General features: G+C 36.4%; 17 protein-coding genes. 2 read left to right on the forward strand and 15 right to left on the reverse strand.

All coding sequences use genetic code 11. From position 1 onward, the window contains the following. Nucleotides 1-79 precede the first annotated feature (79 nt). The 14 genes from BCR24_RS11920 to BCR24_RS11985 form a co-directional block, all read right to left on the reverse strand. A complete protein-coding gene (locus tag BCR24_RS11920; protein ID WP_069640747.1) occupies nt 80-4,432 on the reverse strand; it encodes a PolC-type DNA polymerase III in 4,353 nt (1,450 codons plus the stop codon). A 372-nt stretch (nt 4,433-4,804) separates the two neighbouring features. Further along, the gene (locus BCR24_RS11925) at nt 4,805-6,517 is read right to left on the reverse strand and encodes a proline--tRNA ligase (protein ID WP_069640748.1); all 1,713 of its coding nucleotides are present in this window, start codon (nt 6,515-6,517) and stop codon (nt 4,805-4,807) included. A gap of 67 nt (nt 6,518-6,584) precedes the next feature. Then, nucleotides 6,585-7,853 carry an RIP metalloprotease RseP gene (gene rseP, locus BCR24_RS11930; RefSeq protein ID WP_069640749.1) on the reverse strand — a complete coding sequence of 423 codons (1,269 nt, stop codon included), beginning with the start codon at nt 7,851-7,853 and terminating at the stop codon, nt 6,585-6,587. Then, complete coding sequence (locus tag BCR24_RS11935) at nt 7,850-9,010, reverse strand: 1-deoxy-D-xylulose-5-phosphate reductoisomerase (RefSeq protein WP_069640877.1); 1,161 nt, start codon at nt 9,008-9,010, stop codon at nt 7,850-7,852. Before BCR24_RS11935 ends, rseP begins: the two co-directional genes overlap by 4 nt. Nucleotides 9,011-9,068: 58 nt before the next feature. Further along, entirely contained in the window at nt 9,069-9,869 is an 801-nt protein-coding gene (locus BCR24_RS11940; protein ID WP_069640750.1) for a phosphatidate cytidylyltransferase, read from the reverse strand. After that, entirely contained in the window at nt 9,866-10,669 is an 804-nt protein-coding gene (locus BCR24_RS11945) for an undecaprenyl pyrophosphate synthase (protein ID WP_069640751.1), read from the reverse strand. The genes BCR24_RS11940 and BCR24_RS11945 overlap by 4 nt, the downstream gene beginning before the upstream one ends. Before the next feature lie 265 nt (nt 10,670-10,934). Beyond that, nucleotides 10,935-12,518, reverse strand: coding sequence for a PASTA domain-containing protein (locus BCR24_RS11950; protein WP_069640752.1), 1,584 nt, complete (start codon nt 12,516-12,518; stop codon nt 10,935-10,937). After that, a complete protein-coding gene (locus BCR24_RS11955; RefSeq protein WP_069640753.1) occupies nt 12,511-13,185 on the reverse strand; it encodes an ABC transporter ATP-binding protein in 675 nt (224 codons plus the stop codon). The genes BCR24_RS11950 and BCR24_RS11955 overlap by 8 nt, the downstream gene beginning before the upstream one ends. A 12-nt stretch (nt 13,186-13,197) precedes the next feature. Beyond that, nucleotides 13,198-14,667 carry an ABC transporter permease gene (locus BCR24_RS11960; RefSeq protein ID WP_069640754.1) on the reverse strand — a complete coding sequence of 490 codons (1,470 nt, stop codon included), beginning with the start codon at nt 14,665-14,667 and terminating at the stop codon, nt 13,198-13,200. 220 nt (nt 14,668-14,887) lie between these two features. Continuing rightward, nucleotides 14,888-15,445 carry a ribosome recycling factor gene (gene frr, locus BCR24_RS11965; RefSeq protein WP_069640755.1) on the reverse strand — a complete coding sequence of 186 codons (558 nt, stop codon included), beginning with the start codon at nt 15,443-15,445 and terminating at the stop codon, nt 14,888-14,890. A gap of 3 nt (nt 15,446-15,448) precedes the next feature. Further along, the gene (pyrH, locus tag BCR24_RS11970; protein ID WP_010761216.1) at nt 15,449-16,171 is read right to left on the reverse strand and encodes a UMP kinase; all 723 of its coding nucleotides are present in this window, start codon (nt 16,169-16,171) and stop codon (nt 15,449-15,451) included. Between the two features lie 135 nt (nt 16,172-16,306). Beyond that, nucleotides 16,307-17,188, reverse strand: coding sequence for a translation elongation factor Ts (tsf, locus tag BCR24_RS11975; protein ID WP_069640756.1), 882 nt, complete (start codon nt 17,186-17,188; stop codon nt 16,307-16,309). A 172-nt stretch (nt 17,189-17,360) separates the two neighbouring features. Continuing rightward, complete coding sequence (rpsB, locus tag BCR24_RS11980) at nt 17,361-18,149, reverse strand: 30S ribosomal protein S2 (protein ID WP_069640757.1); 789 nt, start codon at nt 18,147-18,149, stop codon at nt 17,361-17,363. 908 nt (nt 18,150-19,057) lie between these two features. Beyond that, entirely contained in the window at nt 19,058-19,837 is a 780-nt protein-coding gene (locus BCR24_RS11985; RefSeq protein WP_069640758.1) for a TrmH family RNA methyltransferase, read from the reverse strand. 121 nt (nt 19,838-19,958) lie between these two features. Between BCR24_RS11985 and BCR24_RS11990 the strand changes: the two genes are divergently transcribed. Next, on the forward strand, nt 19,959-20,234 hold the full coding sequence (locus tag BCR24_RS11990) for an acylphosphatase (protein WP_069640759.1): 276 nt from the start codon (nt 19,959-19,961) through the stop codon (nt 20,232-20,234). Nucleotides 20,235-20,354: 120 nt separating this feature from the next. Beyond that, nucleotides 20,355-21,284: a membrane protein insertase YidC gene (yidC, locus tag BCR24_RS11995; RefSeq protein WP_069640760.1), complete on the forward strand. Its 930-nt coding sequence runs from the start codon at nt 20,355-20,357 to the stop codon at nt 21,282-21,284. A 48-nt stretch (nt 21,285-21,332) separates the two neighbouring features. Here the strand turns inward: yidC and BCR24_RS12000 are convergent, their stop codons facing one another. After that, a complete protein-coding gene (locus BCR24_RS12000) occupies nt 21,333-21,905 on the reverse strand; it encodes a TetR/AcrR family transcriptional regulator (protein WP_069640761.1) in 573 nt (190 codons plus the stop codon). Nucleotides 21,906-21,953: the final 48 nt, after the last annotated feature.

Genomic DNA, 21,953 nt, shown 5'->3' on the forward strand with positions numbered 1-21,953 from the left:
GGCAAATAAACGAAGGTGACACAAAAGTACCCAGTACTTTTACATCACCTTCGATCCATCTATTTGGCGAACTTCAATTTTATAACATATCAAATAATGATAATTGATTTTCATCTGGTAAATCTTTTAACACACCATTTTCAGTCATATACTCGATCAAGGTTTTCGATACTTTACCTCTACTTGCAAGGTCTTCTTTAGATAAGAACGGCTCGTTTCTTGCCTCAACAATTGATTTAGCCACGTTAAGACCTAAACTTGGTACGGCTCTAAAAGGCGCAATCAATGTATCACCATCAATTACAAAGTTTTCAGCATCTGATTTATACAAATCGATCATACCAAATTTAAAGCCGCGTTCGATCATTTCATTGGCAAGTTCTAACACAGTCAAAAGATTTTTTTCTTTTGTCGAAGCTTCGAGCCCCTTATCTTGAATCTCTTTCATTCGAGCTTTTACAGCTTCTTTTCCTTGTGACATCGCAACCAAATCAAAATCATCGGCACGAACTGAAAAGTAAGCACAGTAATAAAGAATCGGGAAATAAACTTTAAAGTATGCAACGCGTAAAGCCATTAAAACATATGCCGCTGCATGGGCTTTTGGAAACATGTATTTGATTTTCGAACAAGAATCAATATACCAATCTGGCACATTGTTCTCTTTCATAGCGGTTAAATATTCGTCCCTAAGCTCATCAGGAATTTTATTCCAAAGTCCTTTACGTACAGTTTCCATGATTTTAAAAGCCATACCACTATCTAAACCAGCATGAATCAAATAAACCATGATATCATCTCGACAACCGATTACTTCTGCCAGAGTTGCTTCTCCTCTGCGAATCAGTTCTTCCGCATTGCCTAACCAAACATCGGTCCCATGTGATAATCCAGATATCTGTAGTAATTCAGCAAATGTAGACGGGTGTGTTTCTTCCAACATACCTCGTACAAATCGCGTTCCGAATTCTGGAATACCCAGCGTTCCTGTTTTGGAATAGATTTGTTCTGGTGTGACACCCAATACTTCTGGTCCTGCAAAAATACGCATCATCTCAGGATCATCTGTTGGAATCGTTTTAGGATCGATCCCAGATAAATCTTGTAGCATCCGAATCACAGTAGGGTCATCGTGACCTAGAATATCCAGTTTCAAAATATTGTCATGAATTGAATGGAAATCAAAATGGGTCGTTTTCCATTCTGAATTTTGATCATCAGCAGGGTATTGGATCGGTGTAAAATCGTAAACATCCATGTAATCAGGAATAACAATTATTCCTCCAGGATGTTGTCCGGTCGTTCGTTTCACTCCAGTCGAGCCTTTTGCTAAACGATCGATCTCAGCTCCTCTAAAATGTAGATTGTGATCTCGTTCATAGCCTTTTACGTACCCATAGGCCGTTTTATCTGCAACGGTCCCGATCGTCCCAGCACGATAAACATATTCTTCACCGAACAAAACTTTCGTATAATTATGTGCTTCCGCTTGGTAATCACCCGAAAAGTTCAAATCGATATCGGGCACTTTATCCCCGTGGAATCCTAAAAAGGTTTCAAATGGAATGTCATGTCCGTCCTTAAACAATCGCTGACCACAATTTGGACAATTTTTCTCGGGCATATCAAAGCCAGAACCATAAGATCCATCATCGAAAAATTCAGAATGCTTACAGTTGATACAATGATAATGCGGCGCCAAAGGATTAACTTCCGTAATTCCAGTCATAGTTGCAACAAAACTTGAACCTACAGAGCCGCGTGAGCCAACTAAGTAACCGTCTTCCATGCTTTTATGCACCAATTTTTGTGAAATCAAATAGATAACCGAAAAACCATTTCCGATAATACTATCGAGTTCTTTTTTCAAACGCTTCTCAACGATATCAGGCAATGGATCACCGTACAATTCTTTCGCACGAGTATAACTCAAATTTCTGATTTCATCTTCTGAACCAGGAATTTTCGGCGTGTATAAGTCATCTTTAACTGGCGTGATTTCCTCACACATATCTGCAATCGCATTGGGATTTTCAACAACTAGTCGATGTGCTGTTTCTTCTCCTAAAAATTGGAAAGCCGTCAGCATTTCATCGGTTGTTCTAAAATGAACAGCAGGTAAACTATGACGATTCAATGGATTAGCGCCACCCATCGAACCCACTAAAATTTTGCGGTAAATACTATCTTCTTCGTTTAGATAATGAACATTGCCAGTCGCTACAACAGGTTTTTCTAACTCATCTCCGATTTTAACTAAATTGGTGATGATTTCTTCTAGATCTGCTTCACTTTTCACTAACTCTTGTTCAAGTAAAGGTGCATAAACTTCTTTTGGCATAACTTCTATATAATCATAAAATTTTGCTCGATTTTTTGCTTCTTCAACGCCTTTTTGCATCATTGCCTCAAAAATTTCACCATTTGAACAAGCAGAACCGATAATCAATCCTTCTCGCAACTTACTTAACTGTGAACGCGGGATACGAGGAATTCTGAAAAAATAATTTATATTAGACATTGAAATCAACTTGAAGAGGTTCTTTAAACCAGCTTGAGTAGTTGCTAAGATAGTTGCATGGAACGGTCTTGCTCGTTTATATGAATCGCCTTCTCCAATATGCATATTTAGCTCATCATGATAGTTCATATTATGATTTTCTTTAGCATCTTTTAAGAAAATCCAACATAAATGCCCTGTCGATTCTGAATCGTAGATTGCTCGGTGATGTTGTTCTAAATTGACACCGAATTTTTTAGATAACGTATTAAGTCGGTGACTTTTAAATGTTGGGTTTAGGTATCGGGACAATTCCAATGTATCAATGACTGGATTTTCGGCTTCTGGGATATTATATTTTCCATAACTAGTATTTAAAAATCCCATATCAAAGGAGGCATTGTGGGCTACAAGTATGGTATCTTTCGAGAATTCTCTAAATAAGCGTAAAACTTCTTCTTCTGATTTTGAGCCCCGCACCATTTCGTCAGTGATCCCAGTTAAATTAATCGTCGTTTGCGATAATGGGTGTCCTGGATCGATAAATTGTTCAAATGTATCAATGATATTCCCTTTATGCATTTTAACTGCCGCAAGCTCAATGATCGTATCATAAACAGCTGATAAGCCAGTGGTCTCCACGTCAAATACTACATAAGTTGCTTCGCTCAATTCAATGTGGGCTTCATTATAAGCGATTGGCACACCGTCATCTACTACATTGGCTTCAACACCGTACAAAATTTTGACGCCTGCTTTTTTACCAGCGCTATGAGCATCGGGAAACCCTTGAGCCCCACCATGATCTGTAATAGCAATTGCTTTATGTCCCCACTTCCCTGCTTGGGCAACATAGTCAGCAACGTTATTTGTAGCATCCATTGTACTCATATTACTATGCAAATGTAGTTCCACACGCTTATCGCCTTCTGGTGCATAATCTTTACGAGGCGCATGTTTTACTTCCATTAAATCCTGACAGTTCATTACTAGATCCCGCATGAACGTATCTTCTTGAATACTTCCGCGAACTCGAATCCAACTATTTTTTTGAATAGCATCAAAAACTTGCTCATCTTTTTCACCATTTGAGAATTTTTTGACGATAAATGATGATGTATAATCGGTAATTTTCAAAATCAAAATTTTCCGTTTAGAACGTAACTCACGAACTTCTACATCAAAGACAAAACCTTCGATCGTCACTCGGCGTTCTTCTTCCAGAATGTTGCCCATCGGCATGATCGGTTCATCATTTGGAATATTTCGACCTAAACGGATTGGACCTTCAAGTGCTGGCCCTTGTTGTTGCTGTTGTTTTTTCTTTTGTTCATGTTTCACAAGAGATTCAGCGGCTTGTTGCTGAAAAGCAGCATCTTGCTCTTGTTTGCGTTCTTCAAATAGTGCCAATACTCGTTTAGCTTGTTGTTCATCCATTTTAGGTTCAATATGAAATTTATGAAAACCGTAATGGCTATATAGTTCTTCAATAATTGGTAAATATTGTTGTTTCAAATAAGGAATCACTGCTTCGTTATCGACAGGTAAAATGATTTTTTTATCTTCTATGATTGGCGTTTGCGTTTTTATCACGCGTTGTACCAATGGTGTGTCACATTGACTATTTAATAATGCTAACTGCCAATAATCAGTTAATTGTTCAGCTGTAAATTCATTTTTATCTGCTGAAATCTTTACAGTGACACCTGCGATTTGCTGAAAAGCAAGTTCTAATTGCTGTATAAATGACTGATAAAGCATCACAGGTAAAATTTCAGAAAATCCAAGATGAAATTCCCATAAGCGGCTTTGTTGATGGACAACTACTTTGTCAATTCTCCCTTGCTGAATAAGCGGATGTTGCCGCTCTTGTTCATTTAATTGAATTTGATCAATCAACTTTGCAAATAACTCTTGTGCTTTTTCTGCCACTAAATGAACCTCCTTAAATTAAAAGTGCAGCGGACTTTATCCAATAGAAACACGCTAACTGTAAACATAATGTTTTCTGATACGATCAGATTTTTTCTCTTGACGATTAGCCACACCACAACTGAAGAATCGCTCACTATTCTCAGTCCGAATCCTTATATAACTGTCTATAGTTTAATCATTTGATAAGAAAGAGGCCCTTAGACATTTCTGCCAAGTGCCTCGCCACATTTAAGTATACTATTTTTTTATCTGAAATACAATGTAAACAAAATTACTATTAGTTATAATACGTCTATAATATTTGTTGGCTTGCTAAGAGAAAACATCTACGAAAACCGATCGATGATCTCTTTCGTAGACGTCTCCAATTTATTCTTTATCAGCATTCAGCAAGATAGATAATGTGCTTTCCAGTTCTTCTTTACGAACCTCAACCATTTCTCCAGTTCGTTTGATTTTTACTTCTACAATACCATCAACCGCTTTTTTACCGACCGTGATCCGAATTGGACAACCGATCAAATCAGCATCAGCAAATTTAACACCAGCCCGCTCGTTACGGTCATCAACCAATACCTCATAACCCGCCACTGACATTACTTCTTCAACTTCTTGTGCAAGTTTTGTTTGGTATTCGTCTTTTATGTTCATTTGAACGACATGTAAATCAAATGGAGAAATACCCGCTGGCCAATTGATGCCATTTTCATCAATATTTTGTTCAACGATCGCTGAAAGTAAACGACTAACCCCGATTCCATAGCATCCCATGATCACATGCTTTTCTCTACCATTTTCATCTAAGACAGTTGCCCCCATCGCTTCACTATAGCGAGTGCCAAGCTTAAAGATATGACCGATCTCAATGCCTTTAGTAAATTCTAATACACCATTACCATCTGGAGAAGGATCGCCTTCTTGAACAAAGCGTAAATCTTCGTAGCTAATTGGTGTAAAATCACGTCCTGGATTAACATTAGTTAGATGGAATCCTGTTTCATTGGCTCCAGTAATTGCATTTGCTAAATCTTGGACATGGAAGTCTGCAAATAATCTTACCTCTTCAGACAATTCAACTGGACCAACGGAACCAAAATCGGCACCTAAATAGGTACGAGCATCTATGTCAGTTGCTTCTTCTAAAAAGTCAACGCCTAAGAAATTTTTCAATTTAACATCATTTACTTCATGATCTCCACGAACTAAAACCACTACAGGTTGCTCGTCCGCCATAAATAAAACAGATTTGATGATACGCTGTGGCTCAACATTGAAGAAGGTCGCAACTTGTTCAATTGATCCAACATTTGGAGTAGCTACTTTTTCAATATCTAATTGAGTTTCATGTGACTTTTTAGGTGTATATAGGCTAGTTGCCATCTCTAGATTTGCTGCATAATCGCCATCTGTTGAGAAACAAATCGTATCTTCCCCGATATCAGAAATTGCCATAAACTCTTTAGAATCTTTTCCTCCCATGGCACCGCCATCACCAATGATCGCTCTAAAATCTAATCCGCAACGTTCAAAAATAGCAGAATAAGCTTTTTCATAATCACGATAAGATTGATCTAGACTTTCTTCATCAGCATGGAAAGAGTAGCCATCTTTCATAATAAATTCTCGGCCTCTTAACAAACCAAAACGCGGACGTTTTTCATCACGGTATTTTGTTTGGATTTGGTATAGATTTAATGGTAAACGCTTATATGAATTGATTTCGTCCCGTATCAATTCGGTAAAAGTCTCTTCATGTGTTGGTCCAAGAATATAATCACGTTCATTGCGGTCTTTCAAGCGATAAAGATTCGGTCCATATGTTTCGTAACGTCCAGATTCTTTCCATAATTCTGCTGGTAGTAATGCTGGCATCAACATTTCGATGGCATCGATTTTATCGAATTCTTCACGCATGATTTTTTTCAGTTTTTCAAGTACCCGATTCGCTAATGGTAAATATGAGTAGATTCCAGCTGAGACTTGACGAATATACCCTGCTCTCAGCAACATCTGATGACTTAAGACTTCAGCATCATTAGGCACCTCACGTAAAGTTGGGATTAACATTTTTGACTGTTTCATTAGAACTCTCCTTTGTTTAAACGAATAATTAGAACTCCTCGAATGATTCGTTATGAAATCAAATTAATTAAAAGAAAAAACGTTGAATATCATTCCAAGTGACTAACACCATTAATAACATGATGAACCCAAAACCAATCAGTGTCAGTACACCTTCTTTTTCTTGACTCAAAGGTTTCCCTCTAAGTCCTTCAAAAATATTTAATAAAATTTTACCGCCATCTAACGCAGGAATTGGTAATAAATTAATGATCCCAAGATTGACTGATAACATTGCCATCAACCAAATAACGGTATTTAATCCTGCTTTTGATGCTTCAGCAGACATTTGGAACATCATCACTGGACCACCCAATTTATCTAAACTAAATCCAGTAAACAATGATTTTAGTGCTTTAAAAATTTGCATAGAGCTGCTTAATGTTGTTTGAATCCCACCGATCAGTTTATCTGCCAATCCAGTTTTTTTAGGCGGTAAGATTCCGATCACACCAATTTCTTTATTTTCAGATTTTTGACTTTCTGGTGTGATATCAACTTCTCTCGTTTTACCATCTGAATCAACCATTAAACTCAATTCTTTGTTCGGACTCTCTTTAATGATTTTGGTAAAATCATTCCAATCAGAAACAGCTTTTCCATCAATTGAAATAATTCTATCATCTGCTTTTAAACTAGCTTTTTCTGCAGGGCTACCTGGTTGAGTTCCACCAATCAAATTCGTATTTGTATACGTTACACCACCTTGCATAAAGACATAAACTGTGAATAATACTAAAGCAAGGATAAAGTTATTCATCGGACCTGCAAAATTGGTCAGCATTCGTTGCCAAAGTTTTGCAGATTGAAACTGAACATCGATTGGTGCAATTCTAACCTCCGTTCCATCTTGTTCAATGATCGTTGCATCGTGATTTACTTGGTAAGTCATTTCTTGTAACTCATCACCATTGATGTAGCCTTTAATAAAGAGTTCTTTCTCCAAATCCGCCTCCAACATTTCCATTGGAATACTGTTTGTCAATTGAACCTTTTTGCTTGTATTGATTTTTACAACTTCTTCCTGTTCATTCAATTCAACAGAAAGAGTCATTCCGGGAGCTAACTCTGTTTCATCTTCACCCATACCAGCCATGCGTACATAACCACCAATTGGTAAGATCCGAATTGTATATGCCGTGCCATCTTTTCCTTGATGAGCAAAAATCTTTGGTCCCATACCGATTGCAAACTCCCGTACTAAAATTCCTGAGCGTTTTGCGAAGAAAAAATGTCCAAATTCATGCACTAAGACAAGAATTCCAAAGACAATAATAAAAGTAATAATTGTTTTCATAACCGACCTTCTTCCTTTATCCATCTTTCTACGATAGTTCTTGTTTGTTTATCGATTGCGATCACTTCTGCTAAAGTGATTTCAGTAGTTTCTTGGTAATGATCGACTGCTTTTTGAACGAATTGTTCAATTTTGAGATAGGAAATTTTTCCATCTATAAAAGCTGTTGCAGCAATTTCATTAGCTGCATTATAAACAGTCGGATACGCGCCGCCTTTTTTACCCACAACATAAGCTAATGCCAACATTGGAAAACGGTCAAAATCCATCGGTTCAAAATTTAATTGAGCGATCTGCGTTAAATCAAACATTTTTTCATTTTTGATTGGTAAACGATCAGGATACGTCAATGCAAATTGAATCGGTTCTCGCATGTCGCTAGGTCCAAGTTGAGCCAAATATGCACCGTCCTCTAAGACGATCATTGAATGTACAATACTTTCCTTATGTAAAACAACTTTTATTTTATCATAATCTGTACCAAATAACCAATGGGCTTCAATAACTTCTAACCCTTTGTTCATCATTGTCGAAGAATCGATCGTGATTTTTTTGCCCATTGACCAGTTTGGATGTTGCAAAGCTTGTTCCAAGGTGACTGTTTTTAACTCATCTCGTGTTAAGTCTCTAAAGCTACCTCCAGATGCTGTAATGACTAATTCGCGCAAGTTCTCAACTTTTTGACCTTCTAAACATTGAAAAATAGCTGAATGTTCACTGTCCACGGGTAATACCTTAACGTTATTTTTTGCAGCAGCTTCCATGACCCATTGACCTGCCATAACGAGCGTTTCTTTATTAGCTAAAGCAATATCTTTGCCTGACTCGATTGCTTTCATCGTTGGCGCTAAACCCACGCTACCTGATATAGCTGTCAATACAACGTCAACCTCTTCAAGCGTTGCAGCTTTTATCAAACCTGATTCGCCAACTCCAAATTCTACTGTTGGAAAACGTTTTGATAGTTCTGCTTTAAGTTTTTGCGAACCCACACCAACAAATTTTGGATTCAATTGCTCAATCAACACTGTGCCTTTTTCTTCATTAGAATGAAAAGTTAGTGATGTTATCTGAAATAACTCTGGATATGCTGTAACAACCTCCACAGTATTTGTACCGATGGAACCCGTAGCACCTAATAATGCAATTTTCTTCATAGTAAAAAGAAAAACCCTGAACATTCAGAGTTTTCCACCTTCCCTTCTTGTCTAGAAATTAAAATAGTCCGAATAAATGCATGATTGGAAAAACAAAAAGTAAGCTGTCAAAACGATCTAATATGCCCCCATGTCCTGGCAAAATAGTACCGGAATCTTTGACATCGTAGTGTCGTTTAATCGATGATTCCACTAAGTCTCCAAATTGGCCCACAATTGAAAAGACCACTGTAATGAGTAACATAATTGGTAAATTATACGTAAACAATTCTTTGTTTGGTGTTAAGCTTAAAAATAAAAACGCTACAACCACTGCACATAAAATCCCACCTAATGAACCCTCTATTGTTTTGTTTGGTGAAACCTCTGGCCATAGTTTTCTTTTTCCAAAACGTTTTCCAATAAAATAAGCACCAATATCTGTTGACCAGACAACAAACAACGCATAAAGCAAGACGACTAAACCAGTTTGTCTAGCACTCACAAAATTTTGAAAGCCAACGCCTACATACAAACTTGTAATCACTGGAAAACCAGCTTGAGAGATGGTATACATATTTTTTGAGGCAACTAAGCCACCTAATAAGATCATAACGGTCAGGTAAAATAGAATAAAATTATCAGCTTTGTCTGGTAAGAAGAAAAACCAATGATCTTTTGGCAAAACTAAAAATACTGCACCTAACGCAGACAGCACTCCCTCAAAACTAGCGATTTCTAATCCTTTCATTCTAAATAGTTCATATACTCCCACAACAGCTAAAAGAGCTGCTGCTAACTCGATCACAAAACCTCCGTACCAGATGATTGGTATAAAAACGACTAATGCTACGGCGGCTGTAATAATGCGCTGTCTCATTTTTCTTCCTCCTTAGTTTCTTTTAAGCCGCCGAAACGGCGATTTCTATTTTGAAACGACGCTAAAGCATTTTCTAATAATTCATCACTAAAATCCGGCCAAAGTGCTTCCGTGAAAAACAATTCACTATACGCGATTTGCCATAGCAAAAAATTGCTGATTCGCTCTTCACCACTAGTCCGAATCAATAATTCAGGATCTCTTAGATTTTCCGGTAAAAATCCTGTCATTAAATGCTCGGCAATTATTGCTTCCGTGATGTCTTCAGGCGAAAGTTCAGCTGCCGCCGTTTTTTGAGCAATCTCTTTTACAGCAGTGATGATCTCAGCTCTTGATCCATAGTTTAAGGCAAAGTTTAAAACCATCCCAGTATTATTCTTAGTTTGTGCAATTGCACGCTTCACCGCATCTTGGGTATGTTCAGGTAAAAATTCCTGATAGCCCATCACATGTACTTTAACGTTTTCTTTGATCAACTCTGGCACAAAGGTATCAAAGAAGTCAACAGGTAATTGCATTAAAAAACTCACTTCATCTGTTGGCCTTTTCCAATTTTCGGTTGAAAAAGCATATAAAGTCAAGACTTTGATTCCTAATTTACTGGCATGCTTCGTTATTTTCTTAACAGTGTTCATTCCTTCTTTATGTCCAGCAATTCTTGGCAATCGACGATTTTGTGCCCAGCGTCCATTCCCATCCATAATCACTGCAACATGCTTCGGTATTGGTCCTTCACTATTAAAAGTAAAAGAACTCTCTTCTTGTATGTATTTATTCTTTTGTGGAAAAAAACGTAACATATTTTTCCCTCCATTCCAAAAATCTATCTAGACTATTATAGCAATATCTTTCAGAAATGCCTATGCAAATGAAAAGATTTCGACATTATTTAATAATTTTTTTGCTGATTTGTTGTAATCTAACCAAAACCGAGGTGTTTTAATACTCATTTTCTGTGCCAAATACTCTAAAACGCTGAAAAAAGAAAAGACTAGGACATAACTCCATGAGTCATGTCCTAGTCTAGTCCCTTGTCATCCTAATCCAATAAAGTACAAAAGTTCATCACTCCGCTGCTTTATCGGCTGATTTATTTTCTTCTGGTTTCAAATTCCCTTTACTAATCCCAATTTGAACAACAGAATTAATTGGGATAAACTCATTATATTGACTCATTTTAACCACCGTTCCTTTGGTTACTGTAGAATCAACATAATAAACTTGATACGTGATATTCGCTCCTTTAGACTGATACTCATCATAGAAAATCTTTTGAAGATCACCTTCCAATGTATTATCACGCAAGTCTTTAATATAAGGTTTTCCAATCGAATAACTAACCTGAATCACCGGTTTTTCGTCTTTTTCAGTATATTTTTTGCCAATTTCTACTGATTGGCTGATGAAACGTCCATATGGTATTTCATCGCTAAAGAATTGTTTCACTTGGACTTGCAAGCCATTTGCTTTGCTTTCAGCTTCTTCTGCTGTATATTGAGAAAAATCTGGGACTATTAAAGCCTTGCCCGTTGAAACCGTAACGGCCATAGAATCCCTTTTGGCAACTTTCGTATCTTTTCCGATACTCTGTGAAATAATCTTTCCATTTTCAATGTTATCTGAATCAGATTCATTTACTTTTAGCGTGATTTCATTCTTTTTGGCCCATTCCGTTGTTTCTTCTTTTGTTTTACCTACAAAATCAGGCATTGCAATATCTTTTTCGAAAACTTCTTTTCCTTTAGAGTAATAAACTTTTGCTTTATCTTTGCGTTTGTAGTTTTCAGCTTTTACATCTTTGTTTGTAATTTCAAACTTGATATAATCCTCAGCTGCTAGTTTATCATTATATTCTTCAATGATAGCCAGATTATCCGCTTTTTGTTCATTGATCCATTTTTTTGCCTCTTTAAGTTTCATTGATTTGAAATCTGGTAGTGAAATAGCTTCTTCAGGATCTGCACCCAAGCTCGCATCAACAACTAATTCGTGCCCTTTTTTGATTTTTTTGTTTTTCACCGTTTGATGAATAATCACATTTGCTTCTTTATCAAAATCGTATTTTTGATCCACCTTAAGCTTCACGCCATTATCTGCTGTCCATTCACGAACCTCTGATAATTCTTTTCCTTCAAAATTTGGTACTTTAACATGGCTCATTTGAAAATAAGCAAAGTATAATAGTGCTATTGTTAAGATACTTCCTAGAGCGATTAAACTATACTTTCTAATCTTCTTTTGTTGATAGGTTGGATCCGTTTCAATCACTTCATTTGGATTCTTAGTCTGGTTTTCAGAAACAATAGCTACTGGTACAGACTTTTTTTCGGATGTTCTTTTTTGTTCATTTTTTTTCTTTTTTACGCGTTTTTTGGTATAAATTAGGTCTTCTGGGTGTTTTTTTTCAGTCATCGATTCGTTCTGACTAACTTTTTCAGACATATTATCTGGACTGTTTTTAGGCCCCCATACTAATTCTGCAGAAGGCTCATTTTTCTCTACTACGGGAGATTCTTTATTTATTGAATTCTTGTCAAATTTTAGTTTCTTTTTTATGCTTTGATGATCAGTCTTGCTTTGTTGTTCATTTTTTTCTTGGCGGGTTTTTTCATAGTTTTCACCGCTGAAATTTGATAAGAAATCACTCATACTTTTTTAACACACCTTTTTTTAGGTAATAGGTTTCATCAGACTGGTCTGCAATATCATTTGAGTGAGTTACTACAATAACACATTTATTATGAACCTTGGCAAGATTTTGAAAGATGTCGACAATTTCTTGTTCCATCCCTTCATCTAGATTACCTGTTGGTTCATCTGCTAAAATAATGTCTACATTAGTCGCTAAGGCACGAGCAATCGCTACACGTTGTTGCTCTCCACCAGAAAGCTGATTGACAAGTCGATCTGCTTTCTCACTTGTAATACCAATATAATCTAGAAGATTATAGGCTACTTCTCTTTGGTTAGGTGGCAATTCATTATCCGTAATTGACATTGCGACCAACACATTTTCTAAAGCCGTCAAGTAAGGCACTAAATTGTAACTCTGAAAAATAATACTGATATCGTCACGACGATACTTTTCATAACCAATCGTTTTGATATCTTTGCCTTCCAGTAAAACTTGCCCTTCTTTTGGTGTATCTAAAGCACTGATCAAAGAAAGAAACGTTGTTTTTCCTGACCCTGATTGCCCTAAAATAGTGTAAAATTTCCCTTTTTCAAATGAAACATTAGTATCTTTCAAAATGAACCGACGTTGATCACCATCTTGATAGAAATAGCTAAGATTTTTTGTTTCTAAAATCGCCATTTATCTTACCTCCTACATCATAATTTTCTTTGGATTCAAGCGAACAATATACAACAGTGGTAAAATGGCTGCAAATAATACAGTACCTAACCCAACGACTAAATAAGTGACGATATAGCCTACTGAGAATTTCACTTCATATGCATTCATGATGTCATCTGCCGTAAGCTCAGTAGGACTTAAACTCTCCAAGCCCATAAGCATACCTGCTTGATCATTCGTAGTGCTTAGGATATCGCTATTCAATAGAGACTCTGAGACTAGTTTTCCTAAAAAATTACCTGTGATCAATGACAGAATCAGCGCTATACCACTGATTATCAGCATTTCGATTATAATTTGACCCATAACATGACTTCGTTTATCCCCCAATGACAGATAAATACCTAATTCATGCTTACGATCACGCATAAACAATAAAACTACAAGAGAAATAATAAGCAAGGTTGCAATCACAGCAATCATGACAACATAACCTGAAATTTGCGACATTTTTTTCATGCTTCCGCCAATTTTTTCATATTGATCCGTTGAAGCTCTGACTGTATATAATTTTGGCAAAAGTGGTTCTGTTTCTTGTTTGAAAGCCTCTACATCATCTGGGCTTTTCAATACATAGATTGGTGTATAATATTCACCACTATCTTCGTCTGAACCTTCAAAATAGTGGCTGTCTGGAGCTACTTTTTTCATTTTTTCAAGATAATTTTTATTTGATTCGACGACCGTTTTATTGGGTAAATAAATCGTGTTGATTTGTTGCATCGACATAAATTGCTGATTTATAGTTTGATCTTCTGATTTTTTTTCATCAGTATCTTTCATTTCAATTGTGGTCGGTTCAAATATACCAATAATTTGAATTGGTACATCTAATTTAAATAATTCTTTAGTCCCGCCCTCTTCACCATAATCATTTCCACGCATATCTATAACCATCTGATCCCCCACCGACAACCCATTTTCATCGGCAACTTTAGATGAAATCAAGCCGACGTTCTTGCCATTATCGATGTCTTCTTGCGTAAATACTTTCCCATCCACTAATTTAATTTTCTTTTCTTCAACATCTGAAATTTTAGGATAATTTGATCCTTTTAATGAGAAGCCTTCCATCCCACCGAATTCCTCTGAATCTGAAATAACACTTTTCAAATCCTTTGTTTCGGCCCAGCCAGCTGCATTATAATCAAAATATTTTACATACGGTGATTTACCGATTTCCTTGATCAAATCAACTTTTAGTTGTTCAATTTCACTGCCAGCATTCATGATCTCTTCTTGATTGTTTTCATAATCAATTTCAACCGTTGCCATGGCTCCAAGCTGTTTCTTAACACTTTTTTCAACATTTTGTGTTGACTGTTGGATCGCAATCGATCCTGCAATAACATTACCTAACACAAATATCACTGCAAATAAAATCAGTGATTTCCCCTTTTTTCTAGTAACACTACATAATGCACGTTTAATAAAATTCACTTTCTCATCTCCCTTTAAGAAAAATATAGCTAGTATCATTATTCCATAACGCATAAGGTTTAACAAGATGTTTTTTCTAATCTCACTCAACCTTACAATTTCTATAGATTATAATTTTATAATTATATTTTTTTAATTTTAAATAACAAAATTCTTTAATAAAATAAAAAAAGAAACCCCTACTCGTTAAAGTATGATTTCTTCTTTTGGATTCCTATTGTTAAACTTCTAAAAGTTCTTTCTCTTTTTCAGAAGTGATAGTATCTATATTCTTAACACTATCATCTGTTAATTTTTGTGCTTCTTTTTCTAAACTACGTAACTCATCTTCTGTGATATCATTGCTCTTTTGCTGTTTTTTTAATTCATCAATCGCATCACGACGAATATTACGAACGGCAATCTTTGCATTTTCCGCAGCTTTTTTCACGTCTTTTGCTAATTCTTTGCGACGTTCTTCTGTTAATTGCGGAATTACTAAACGAATCACTGTTCCGTCATTCGTAGGGCTGATACCAATATCACTAGCCTGGATTGCTTTCTCGATATCTTCAAGTGAGTTTTTATCAAAAGGTGTGATCATTAAAACTCGTGCTTCTGGAATGTTGATTCCTGCTAATTGGTTAACTGGTGTAAGTGCGCCATAGTAATCTACTTGAATCCGATCTAACAAACTAGCATTGGCACGTCCTGCACGGATTTGACCAAGTTCACGTTGTAAACTTTGTTCTGCTTTACCCATCTTTTCTTTTGCTGTTGCTAATACAGTTCCACTCATTATTTATTTCCCCCTTACGGTTGTTCCAATATTTTCACCAAGACATGCTCGGCGGATGTTGCCTGTTTCGTTTAGATTGAATACCACTAATGGAATGTCATTATCCATACTAAGAGAACTTGCAGTTGAATCCATTACTTGTAGACCTTTTGAGATAACATCTAAATGCGTTAATTCTTCAAATTTGACAGCATTCGCATCTAGTTTAGGATCGGCAGAGTAAACACCATCAACATTATTTTTAGCCATCAAGATTACATCAGCATCGATTTCTGCTGCACGCAAAGCTGCAGTTGTATCCGTTGAAAAATAAGGATTACCTGTTCCACCAGCAAAAATAACAATACGTCCTTTTTCTAAATGACGCTCTGCACGACGACGAATATAAGGTTCTGCGATTTGGCGCATTTCAATAGATGTCTGAACGCGTGTTGGAACACCTAAATTTTCCAATGTATCTTGTAGTGCTAAAGCATTCATTACAGTTGCTAACATTCCCATGTAATCTGCTTGTGCACGTTCCATACCCATTTGAGCACCGATTTGTCCACGCCAGATATTGCCACCACCAACGACGATTGCCATTTCAATTCCTAATTCATGAACTTCTTTGATTTCTTCTACAATCTCTTTGATTGTTGGAGGTTTAATTCCAAACCCTTCTTCTCCGGCCAAAGCTTCGCCACTTAACTTTAATACAACACGTTGATATTTAGGTTTTACCATTTTTGTTTTCCCTCCACCATTTGTCTAAGAACATTTTAACATACTCTAGGTATTCTGCCAGTCTATTTCTTTTGTTTTGCCTAAAAAAAGGGAGCGCATCTCAATGCGTTCCCAACTGTTACACAAGTAACAGATTTATTTTTTAATTTGGCTCATTACTTCATCAGCAAAGTTATCTTCACGTTTTTCGATTCCTTCGCCAACTTCAAAGCGGATAAAAGATTTAACAGTTGCACCTTTAGAAGCAACATATTTTTCAACAGTCATATCAGGATCTTTTACGAATGGTTGATCCACTAATGAAATTTCAGCTTTGAATTTGTTTAAACGTCCGACAACCATTTTTTCAACGATATTCGCTGGTTTGCCTTCGTTTAGTGCTTGTTCAGAAAGAATCGCTTTTTCGTGCTCTAATTCTTCTTGAGGAATTTGAGATTCGTTTACATAACGAGGATTGATGGCAGCTACGTGCATTGCTACGTCTTTTGCAACTTCTTCGTCAGTTGTGCCTTCTAATACAGTCAATACTGCAATACGTCCGCCCATGTGTAAATAAGCACCAAATGCTGCATTATCATCTTTTTCAACCAATTCGAAACGACGGAAACTGATTTTTTCACCAATAACAGTTGTAGCTTCGATCAATTCAGTTTCTAAAGTTCCTTTATCTGTTTTAAGCGCTAATGCTTCTTCCATGTTCGCTGGTTTGTTCGTCGCAATTTCAGTTGCAATTTTTTTAACTAAGTCTTGGAACATTTCGTTTTTAGAAACAAAGTCAGTTTCAGAGTTTACTTCAACGATTGCTGCAAAGTTACCATTTGAAGCAACGTTTGCTAAACCTTCAGCTGCTACACGGTCATTTTTCTTAGCGGCTTTAGCCATACCTTTTTCACGTAGGTAATCAACAGCTGCTTCCATGTTACCTTCTACTTCTACTAATGCTCTTTTTGCATCCATCATACCGACACCAGTCATGTCGCGTAGTTCTTTTACTAATTTTGCTGAAATATCTGCCATTTTTTGTTCCTCCTAAGTTTTGAAAGCTGAATGAGCTCGTCCAGTCTTTTTCCCGAAAGGCTAGCTCATGAAGCTAGACGATTTAAATTCTAAAATCCGTTTAAAAAAAGCTATCTCAAAGGAGAATCAGGCTTTTTTCGCCTAGCCTTCGAGACAGCTCCGTTATTTTAAATTATTCTGCTGAATCGTTGCTGCCTTCAACAACATCAACGATTTCTTCGATTGAAGTTGCAGCTTCAGGAGCTTCTTCAACAAAGATTTCTTCTACAGCTTGATCTTCACCTTGGTTTCCTTCGATGAAAGCATCAGCCATTTTAGCAGTGATCAATTTAACCGCGCGAATTGCATCATCATTCGATGGAATTACTACATCGATTTCATCTGGATCACAGTTAGTATCAACCATCGCTACGATTGGGATGTTCAATTTTTGAGCTTCTTGAACCGCAATGCGTTCTTTACGCGGGTCAACGATGTACATTACATCTGGAATTCTAGGCATATCTTGGATACCACCTAAGAATTTTTCAAGACGTTCACGTTGTTTGTTTAAACCAACAACTTCTTTTTTAGGAAGGACTTCAAAAGTTCCGTCTTCTTCCATTTTATTGATATCTTTCAAACGTTTGATACGTTTTTGGATTGTATCCCAGTTTGTTAAGGTTCCACCTAACCAACGGTGGTTTACGAAATATTGACCTGAACGAATCGCTTCGTCTTTGATCGCTTCTTGTGCTTGCTTTTTAGTTCCTACGAATAATGCAACGCCGCCGTCTTCAGCAACATTTTTCATGTAATCGTAAGCAGCATCTACTAATTTAACTGTTTTTTGCAAGTCAATGATGTAGATTCCGTTTCTTTCTGTGAAGATGTATTTCTTCATTTTTGGGTTCCAGCGACGAGTTTGGTGTCCAAAGTGTACGCCGGCTTCTAGTAATTGTTTCATAGAAATTACTGCCATGGGTTGTTTCCTCCAATTTGGTTTTTATTTGTTCCCTCTCCAGTTCTCGTTTTTATAAGGAACTACTAACAGTAGCACCGCCTTACAAATCAAATCTGGATGTGGATTTAGTGTTTTCACACCGTTAACTAGTATAACTTACTCTAAGAAATAATTCAACAATAAAAAAGTCTTTTTTTTGATTCCGTTATTTTTTTCACACTCGCTATGATGCGCAACGAAAAAGAAAGGGGCAGAATACTAAAATTGTTCCGACAATTTCTAAAAATCCACTAGCAGTCTATCTATAGTAATAGTAACTTTTATTATCAGGAAACATGGTTTGAATATCAGTGATTTCATCGTCAGTTTGATTTTTCACGTCATCTAAAACTTCTTAAAAACTTTATTTTCCTTACTTTATTCAAAAAAACACCAATTACAACAATGCGCCCATCTTGGGCCTGATTAACAAAGTACGCTGATTGATGACAGCAGTACCAGAATCAGTAAGTTGGATACTATGTCATTTTTTTACCTTTGTGATTTACGAATTGTACTCTAGAATGATGTTTCCTTGATTAATCATGTCTTGTGCTACTGATGCTGGAATATCAATTAGGTACTGCATTTTTTCTGTAACTTGTTCCCATTCTTCATACGCATCGTAATCAGAGTGACTTGCTTCTTTTTTTGCACTTTCTTATGTGTGTGAAGTGTTTTCGCTTGTCTTAGTTGCTGTTTGCTGCCTTCAAGCTGTTACAATTAACAATGATGGCAACACCCATAACATTAGCAATGTTTTTTTCATATTGTTTCTTTCAACTTTAACGTATTTGATTTAAGTCATGTTTCAGTATAATAACCTAGCAGCGATGATCTGATTATTCTTTACCGATTGCAGTATTATAAGGCTTTCGATCACATTTTTATTCAATTTTATTGTGTAAAAAATGATACATTAAAATACCTGCCGCAATCGCAACATTTAACGATTCAGCTTCTCCGATAATCGGAATGTAAATCGATTGGTCCACCATTGTTAATAGCTCTGCTGAAACACCTTTTCCTTCATTTCCCATGATCAAAGCATACTGTTTCTGGCTTGGTAATGTTTGGTAGCTTACTGCACGTTTATTCAGTTCCGTCCCAAAAACTGGAACGTCATGTTGCTTAAATTGATCCACAATTGTTTTAAGAGGTAACTGGAAAATTGGTAGATGGTAATTACTTCCCTGCATGGCCCGTAACACTTTTGTATTATAAATATCAGCACTCCCATCACCTAAAATGACACCTGTCATTCCAGCTGCGTCTGCTGTTCGAATCATCGTTCCTACATTGCCTGGATCTTGAACATTATCCAACAGCAACCAGCGACCAGAATAGCCTAATGTCGTTTCTACATTAGGCATTTTTACTACCGCCATCATCCCCTGTGGTGTTGGGACTTCAGAAAGTGACGATAGTATCTCCTCAGTAACAAGTAAAAAGCGTTCATCCTCATGTGTAGAAACCCACTCAGACCATTCTTCTATCCCCCGCCGACTACACAATATCCATTCAATCTCAGCGTCCGCCTTGACTGCTTCTTCAACTAAATGAAATCCTTCAATTAGATAGCGCTTTTGTGCTTCTCGATGTTTTTTTATTTTTAATTTTTTGAGTTCTTTCACCATAGTATTTTTAGTAGACAGAATTTCTTTCATTATTACACCTCACTTGCCTATTATATCATGACTTTTGACCATCAAACAATGACTAGTTTTACTTGCCAGATGATCAAAAAATCGCTATCATTGATTTAATTAAAAGCGAGGTGTACGAACGATGAGAAAAGTGCGCATGAATGTGCAAGGACGAGTTCAAGGAGTTGGTTTTCGCTATATGACTAAAATGGTTGCGGATGAGTTAGGTATTTATGGTACTGTATGCAATGAAGAAGATGGTTCCGTTTCTATCGAATCTATGGGTGAAGATGCTTCTATGATTACGTTTATCCAAAAAATTAAAGATTCTCCAAGCCCAGCCGGTCGAGTGACTTATGTAGACATTCAAGAAGTCCCAATGATGGAAGACTATACTAGCTTCAAAGTAACAAATTGATGTCGATGAAGAAGAATCGTACTCAGTCTTGAGACGGATTCTTCTGATTTTTATTGAAAAAAAACGCTTTTTCAAGTATAGTTAACCTTGTGCAAATTTTTTAGAAAAGGAAAGAATAAAATGAGAAAATTAAATAAGTGGCTTCTCGGTTCCGGTCTATTCACTTTAGCTCTATTTTTATCTGGATGTGTAAAAACAGGATCAGATGGTCAGCCAACAGGTGAAGGAATCATCTATAATTTTTTAGTAAAACCAATGAGTAATATGATTACATACCTCGTTGATAATTTCGATTGGAATTATGGCTGGGCAATCATCTTTATCACGATCATTGTGCGCTTGATCATCATGCCTTTAGGATTGAATCAATCCAAGAAAAGTATGATCCAAACAGAAAAAATGCAAGCCATCAAACCTCAAATTGATGCGGCCCAAGCAAAAGTGAAAGAAGCAACGACTCGTGAAGAACAAATGCAAGCTCAGGCTGAAATGCAGCAAGTTTACAAAGAAAACAACATGAGTATGATGGGCGGAATTGGCTGTCTACCATTATTAATTCAAATGCCAATTTTCTCTGCCTTATTCTTTGCAGCTCGTTATACTCAAGGAATTAGTGACGCTTCCTTTTTAGGTGTCAATCTTGGGCAACCGAGTATTATATTTGTCGTTTTAGCTGGTGTTGCTTATTTGATTCAAGGATATCTTTCGACTATTGGCATTCCTGAAGAACAAAAGAAAACAATGAAATCAATGTTGATTGTATCTCCATTAATGATTGTCTTCATGTCAATCAGTTCTCCAGCTGGTGTCACTTTGTATTGGGTAGTCGGCGGGATTTTCAGTAGTATCCAAACATTGATCACAAATCAATTCTTGAAGCCAAGAATTAAAGCCCAAGTAGCGGAAGAATTAAAACAAAATCCGCCGAAACAAGTGATTACACCTCGTAAAGATGTAACACCTACAGAAAGAAAAACAGTTGAAAATGGCGCAACGAAAAAAAATACATCAAAAAAAGGCAGAAATGCTGGAAAACAACAAAATAGATAAACTAAAAGCAGAAACGATCACTGATAGCATATGTGATCGTTTCTGCTTTTAGTTACTTTTTGATGAGACGCCATAAATAAAAAAATCTACAACTTGAGCAATAGGCAACGCATGATTGCGTTGCTCTGTTTTAATATAGGGAGACAATGTATTAAGAAAATGTGTTGTTATCATTTCTGTTGATAATCCTCTTCGGATCGAAAAATCACTTTCTTCAAACAGTTGTAACAACGGAGCTTTATAAGATTTGTTCCACAGTACAAACAATTTAAGTTGAGTATCTTCCGTTAATTTAGTTTTAAAATCATGCATCATCAAGTCAAAATCAAAGGGATGTTTTGTTTTTAAACACTCGGCAAATTCGGTTAATTTACTAATAGTATCCAGTGCCTGATTTCCAACAATTTCCACTAATTCTTTATTCACATCACTTAATAACGCTTCAATAACCCCCACGTATACCTCTTCCTTATTTTTAAAATGATGATATAAATTGGGTTGCGTTACCTCAGCTAATTGCGCAATTTGTCTTGTTGAAGTACTTTGATACCCATTATCCATAAATAATCGTGTTGCTACTTGAATAATCTTAGTTCGCGTATTTTTCGTTTCTTTCTCCATTACCTAGCCACCTATAGTTGATTTCTTCACTATTTTAACAGAAATAGT

The sequence above is a fragment of the Enterococcus ureilyticus genome, assembly GCF_001730315.1.
In the GTDB taxonomy this organism is placed as follows: Bacteria; Bacillota; Bacilli; order Lactobacillales; family Enterococcaceae; genus Enterococcus_L; species Enterococcus_L ureilyticus.

What these genes read in the sequence shown, in the direction of transcription:
- BCR24_RS11940 (WP_069640750.1), bottom strand. Translation starts at nt 9,869, where the DNA reads ATGAGACAGCGCATTATTACAGCCGCCGTAGCATTAGTCGTTTTTATA.
- BCR24_RS11955 (WP_069640753.1), bottom strand. Translation starts at nt 13,185, where the DNA reads ATGGCGATTTTAGAAACAAAAAATCTTAGCTATTTCTATCAAGATGGT.
- yidC (WP_069640760.1), top strand. Translation starts at nt 20,355, where the DNA reads ATGAGAAAATTAAATAAGTGGCTTCTCGGTTCCGGTCTATTCACTTTA.
- BCR24_RS11945 (WP_069640751.1), bottom strand. Translation starts at nt 10,669, where the DNA reads ATGTTACGTTTTTTTCCACAAAAGAATAAATACATACAAGAAGAGAGT.
- BCR24_RS12000 (WP_069640761.1), bottom strand. Translation starts at nt 21,905, where the DNA reads ATGGAGAAAGAAACGAAAAATACGCGAACTAAGATTATTCAAGTAGCA.
- pyrH (WP_010761216.1), bottom strand. Translation starts at nt 16,171, where the DNA reads ATGGTAAAACCTAAATATCAACGTGTTGTATTAAAGTTAAGTGGCGAA.
- frr (WP_069640755.1), bottom strand. Translation starts at nt 15,445, where the DNA reads ATGAGTGGAACTGTATTAGCAACAGCAAAAGAAAAGATGGGTAAAGCA.
- rpsB (WP_069640757.1), bottom strand. Translation starts at nt 18,149, where the DNA reads ATGGCAGTAATTTCTATGAAACAATTACTAGAAGCCGGCGTACACTTT.
- BCR24_RS11950 (WP_069640752.1), bottom strand. Translation starts at nt 12,518, where the DNA reads ATGAGTGATTTCTTATCAAATTTCAGCGGTGAAAACTATGAAAAAACC.
- BCR24_RS11990 (WP_069640759.1), top strand. Translation starts at nt 19,959, where the DNA reads ATGAGAAAAGTGCGCATGAATGTGCAAGGACGAGTTCAAGGAGTTGGT.
- BCR24_RS11935 (WP_069640877.1), bottom strand. Translation starts at nt 9,010, where the DNA reads ATGAAGAAAATTGCATTATTAGGTGCTACGGGTTCCATCGGTACAAAT.
- rseP (WP_069640749.1), bottom strand. Translation starts at nt 7,853, where the DNA reads ATGAAAACAATTATTACTTTTATTATTGTCTTTGGAATTCTTGTCTTA.
- tsf (WP_069640756.1), bottom strand. Translation starts at nt 17,188, where the DNA reads ATGGCAGATATTTCAGCAAAATTAGTAAAAGAACTACGCGACATGACT.
- BCR24_RS11925 (WP_069640748.1), bottom strand. Translation starts at nt 6,517, where the DNA reads ATGAAACAGTCAAAAATGTTAATCCCAACTTTACGTGAGGTGCCTAAT.
- BCR24_RS11985 (WP_069640758.1), bottom strand. Translation starts at nt 19,837, where the DNA reads ATGAAAGAAATTCTGTCTACTAAAAATACTATGGTGAAAGAACTCAAA.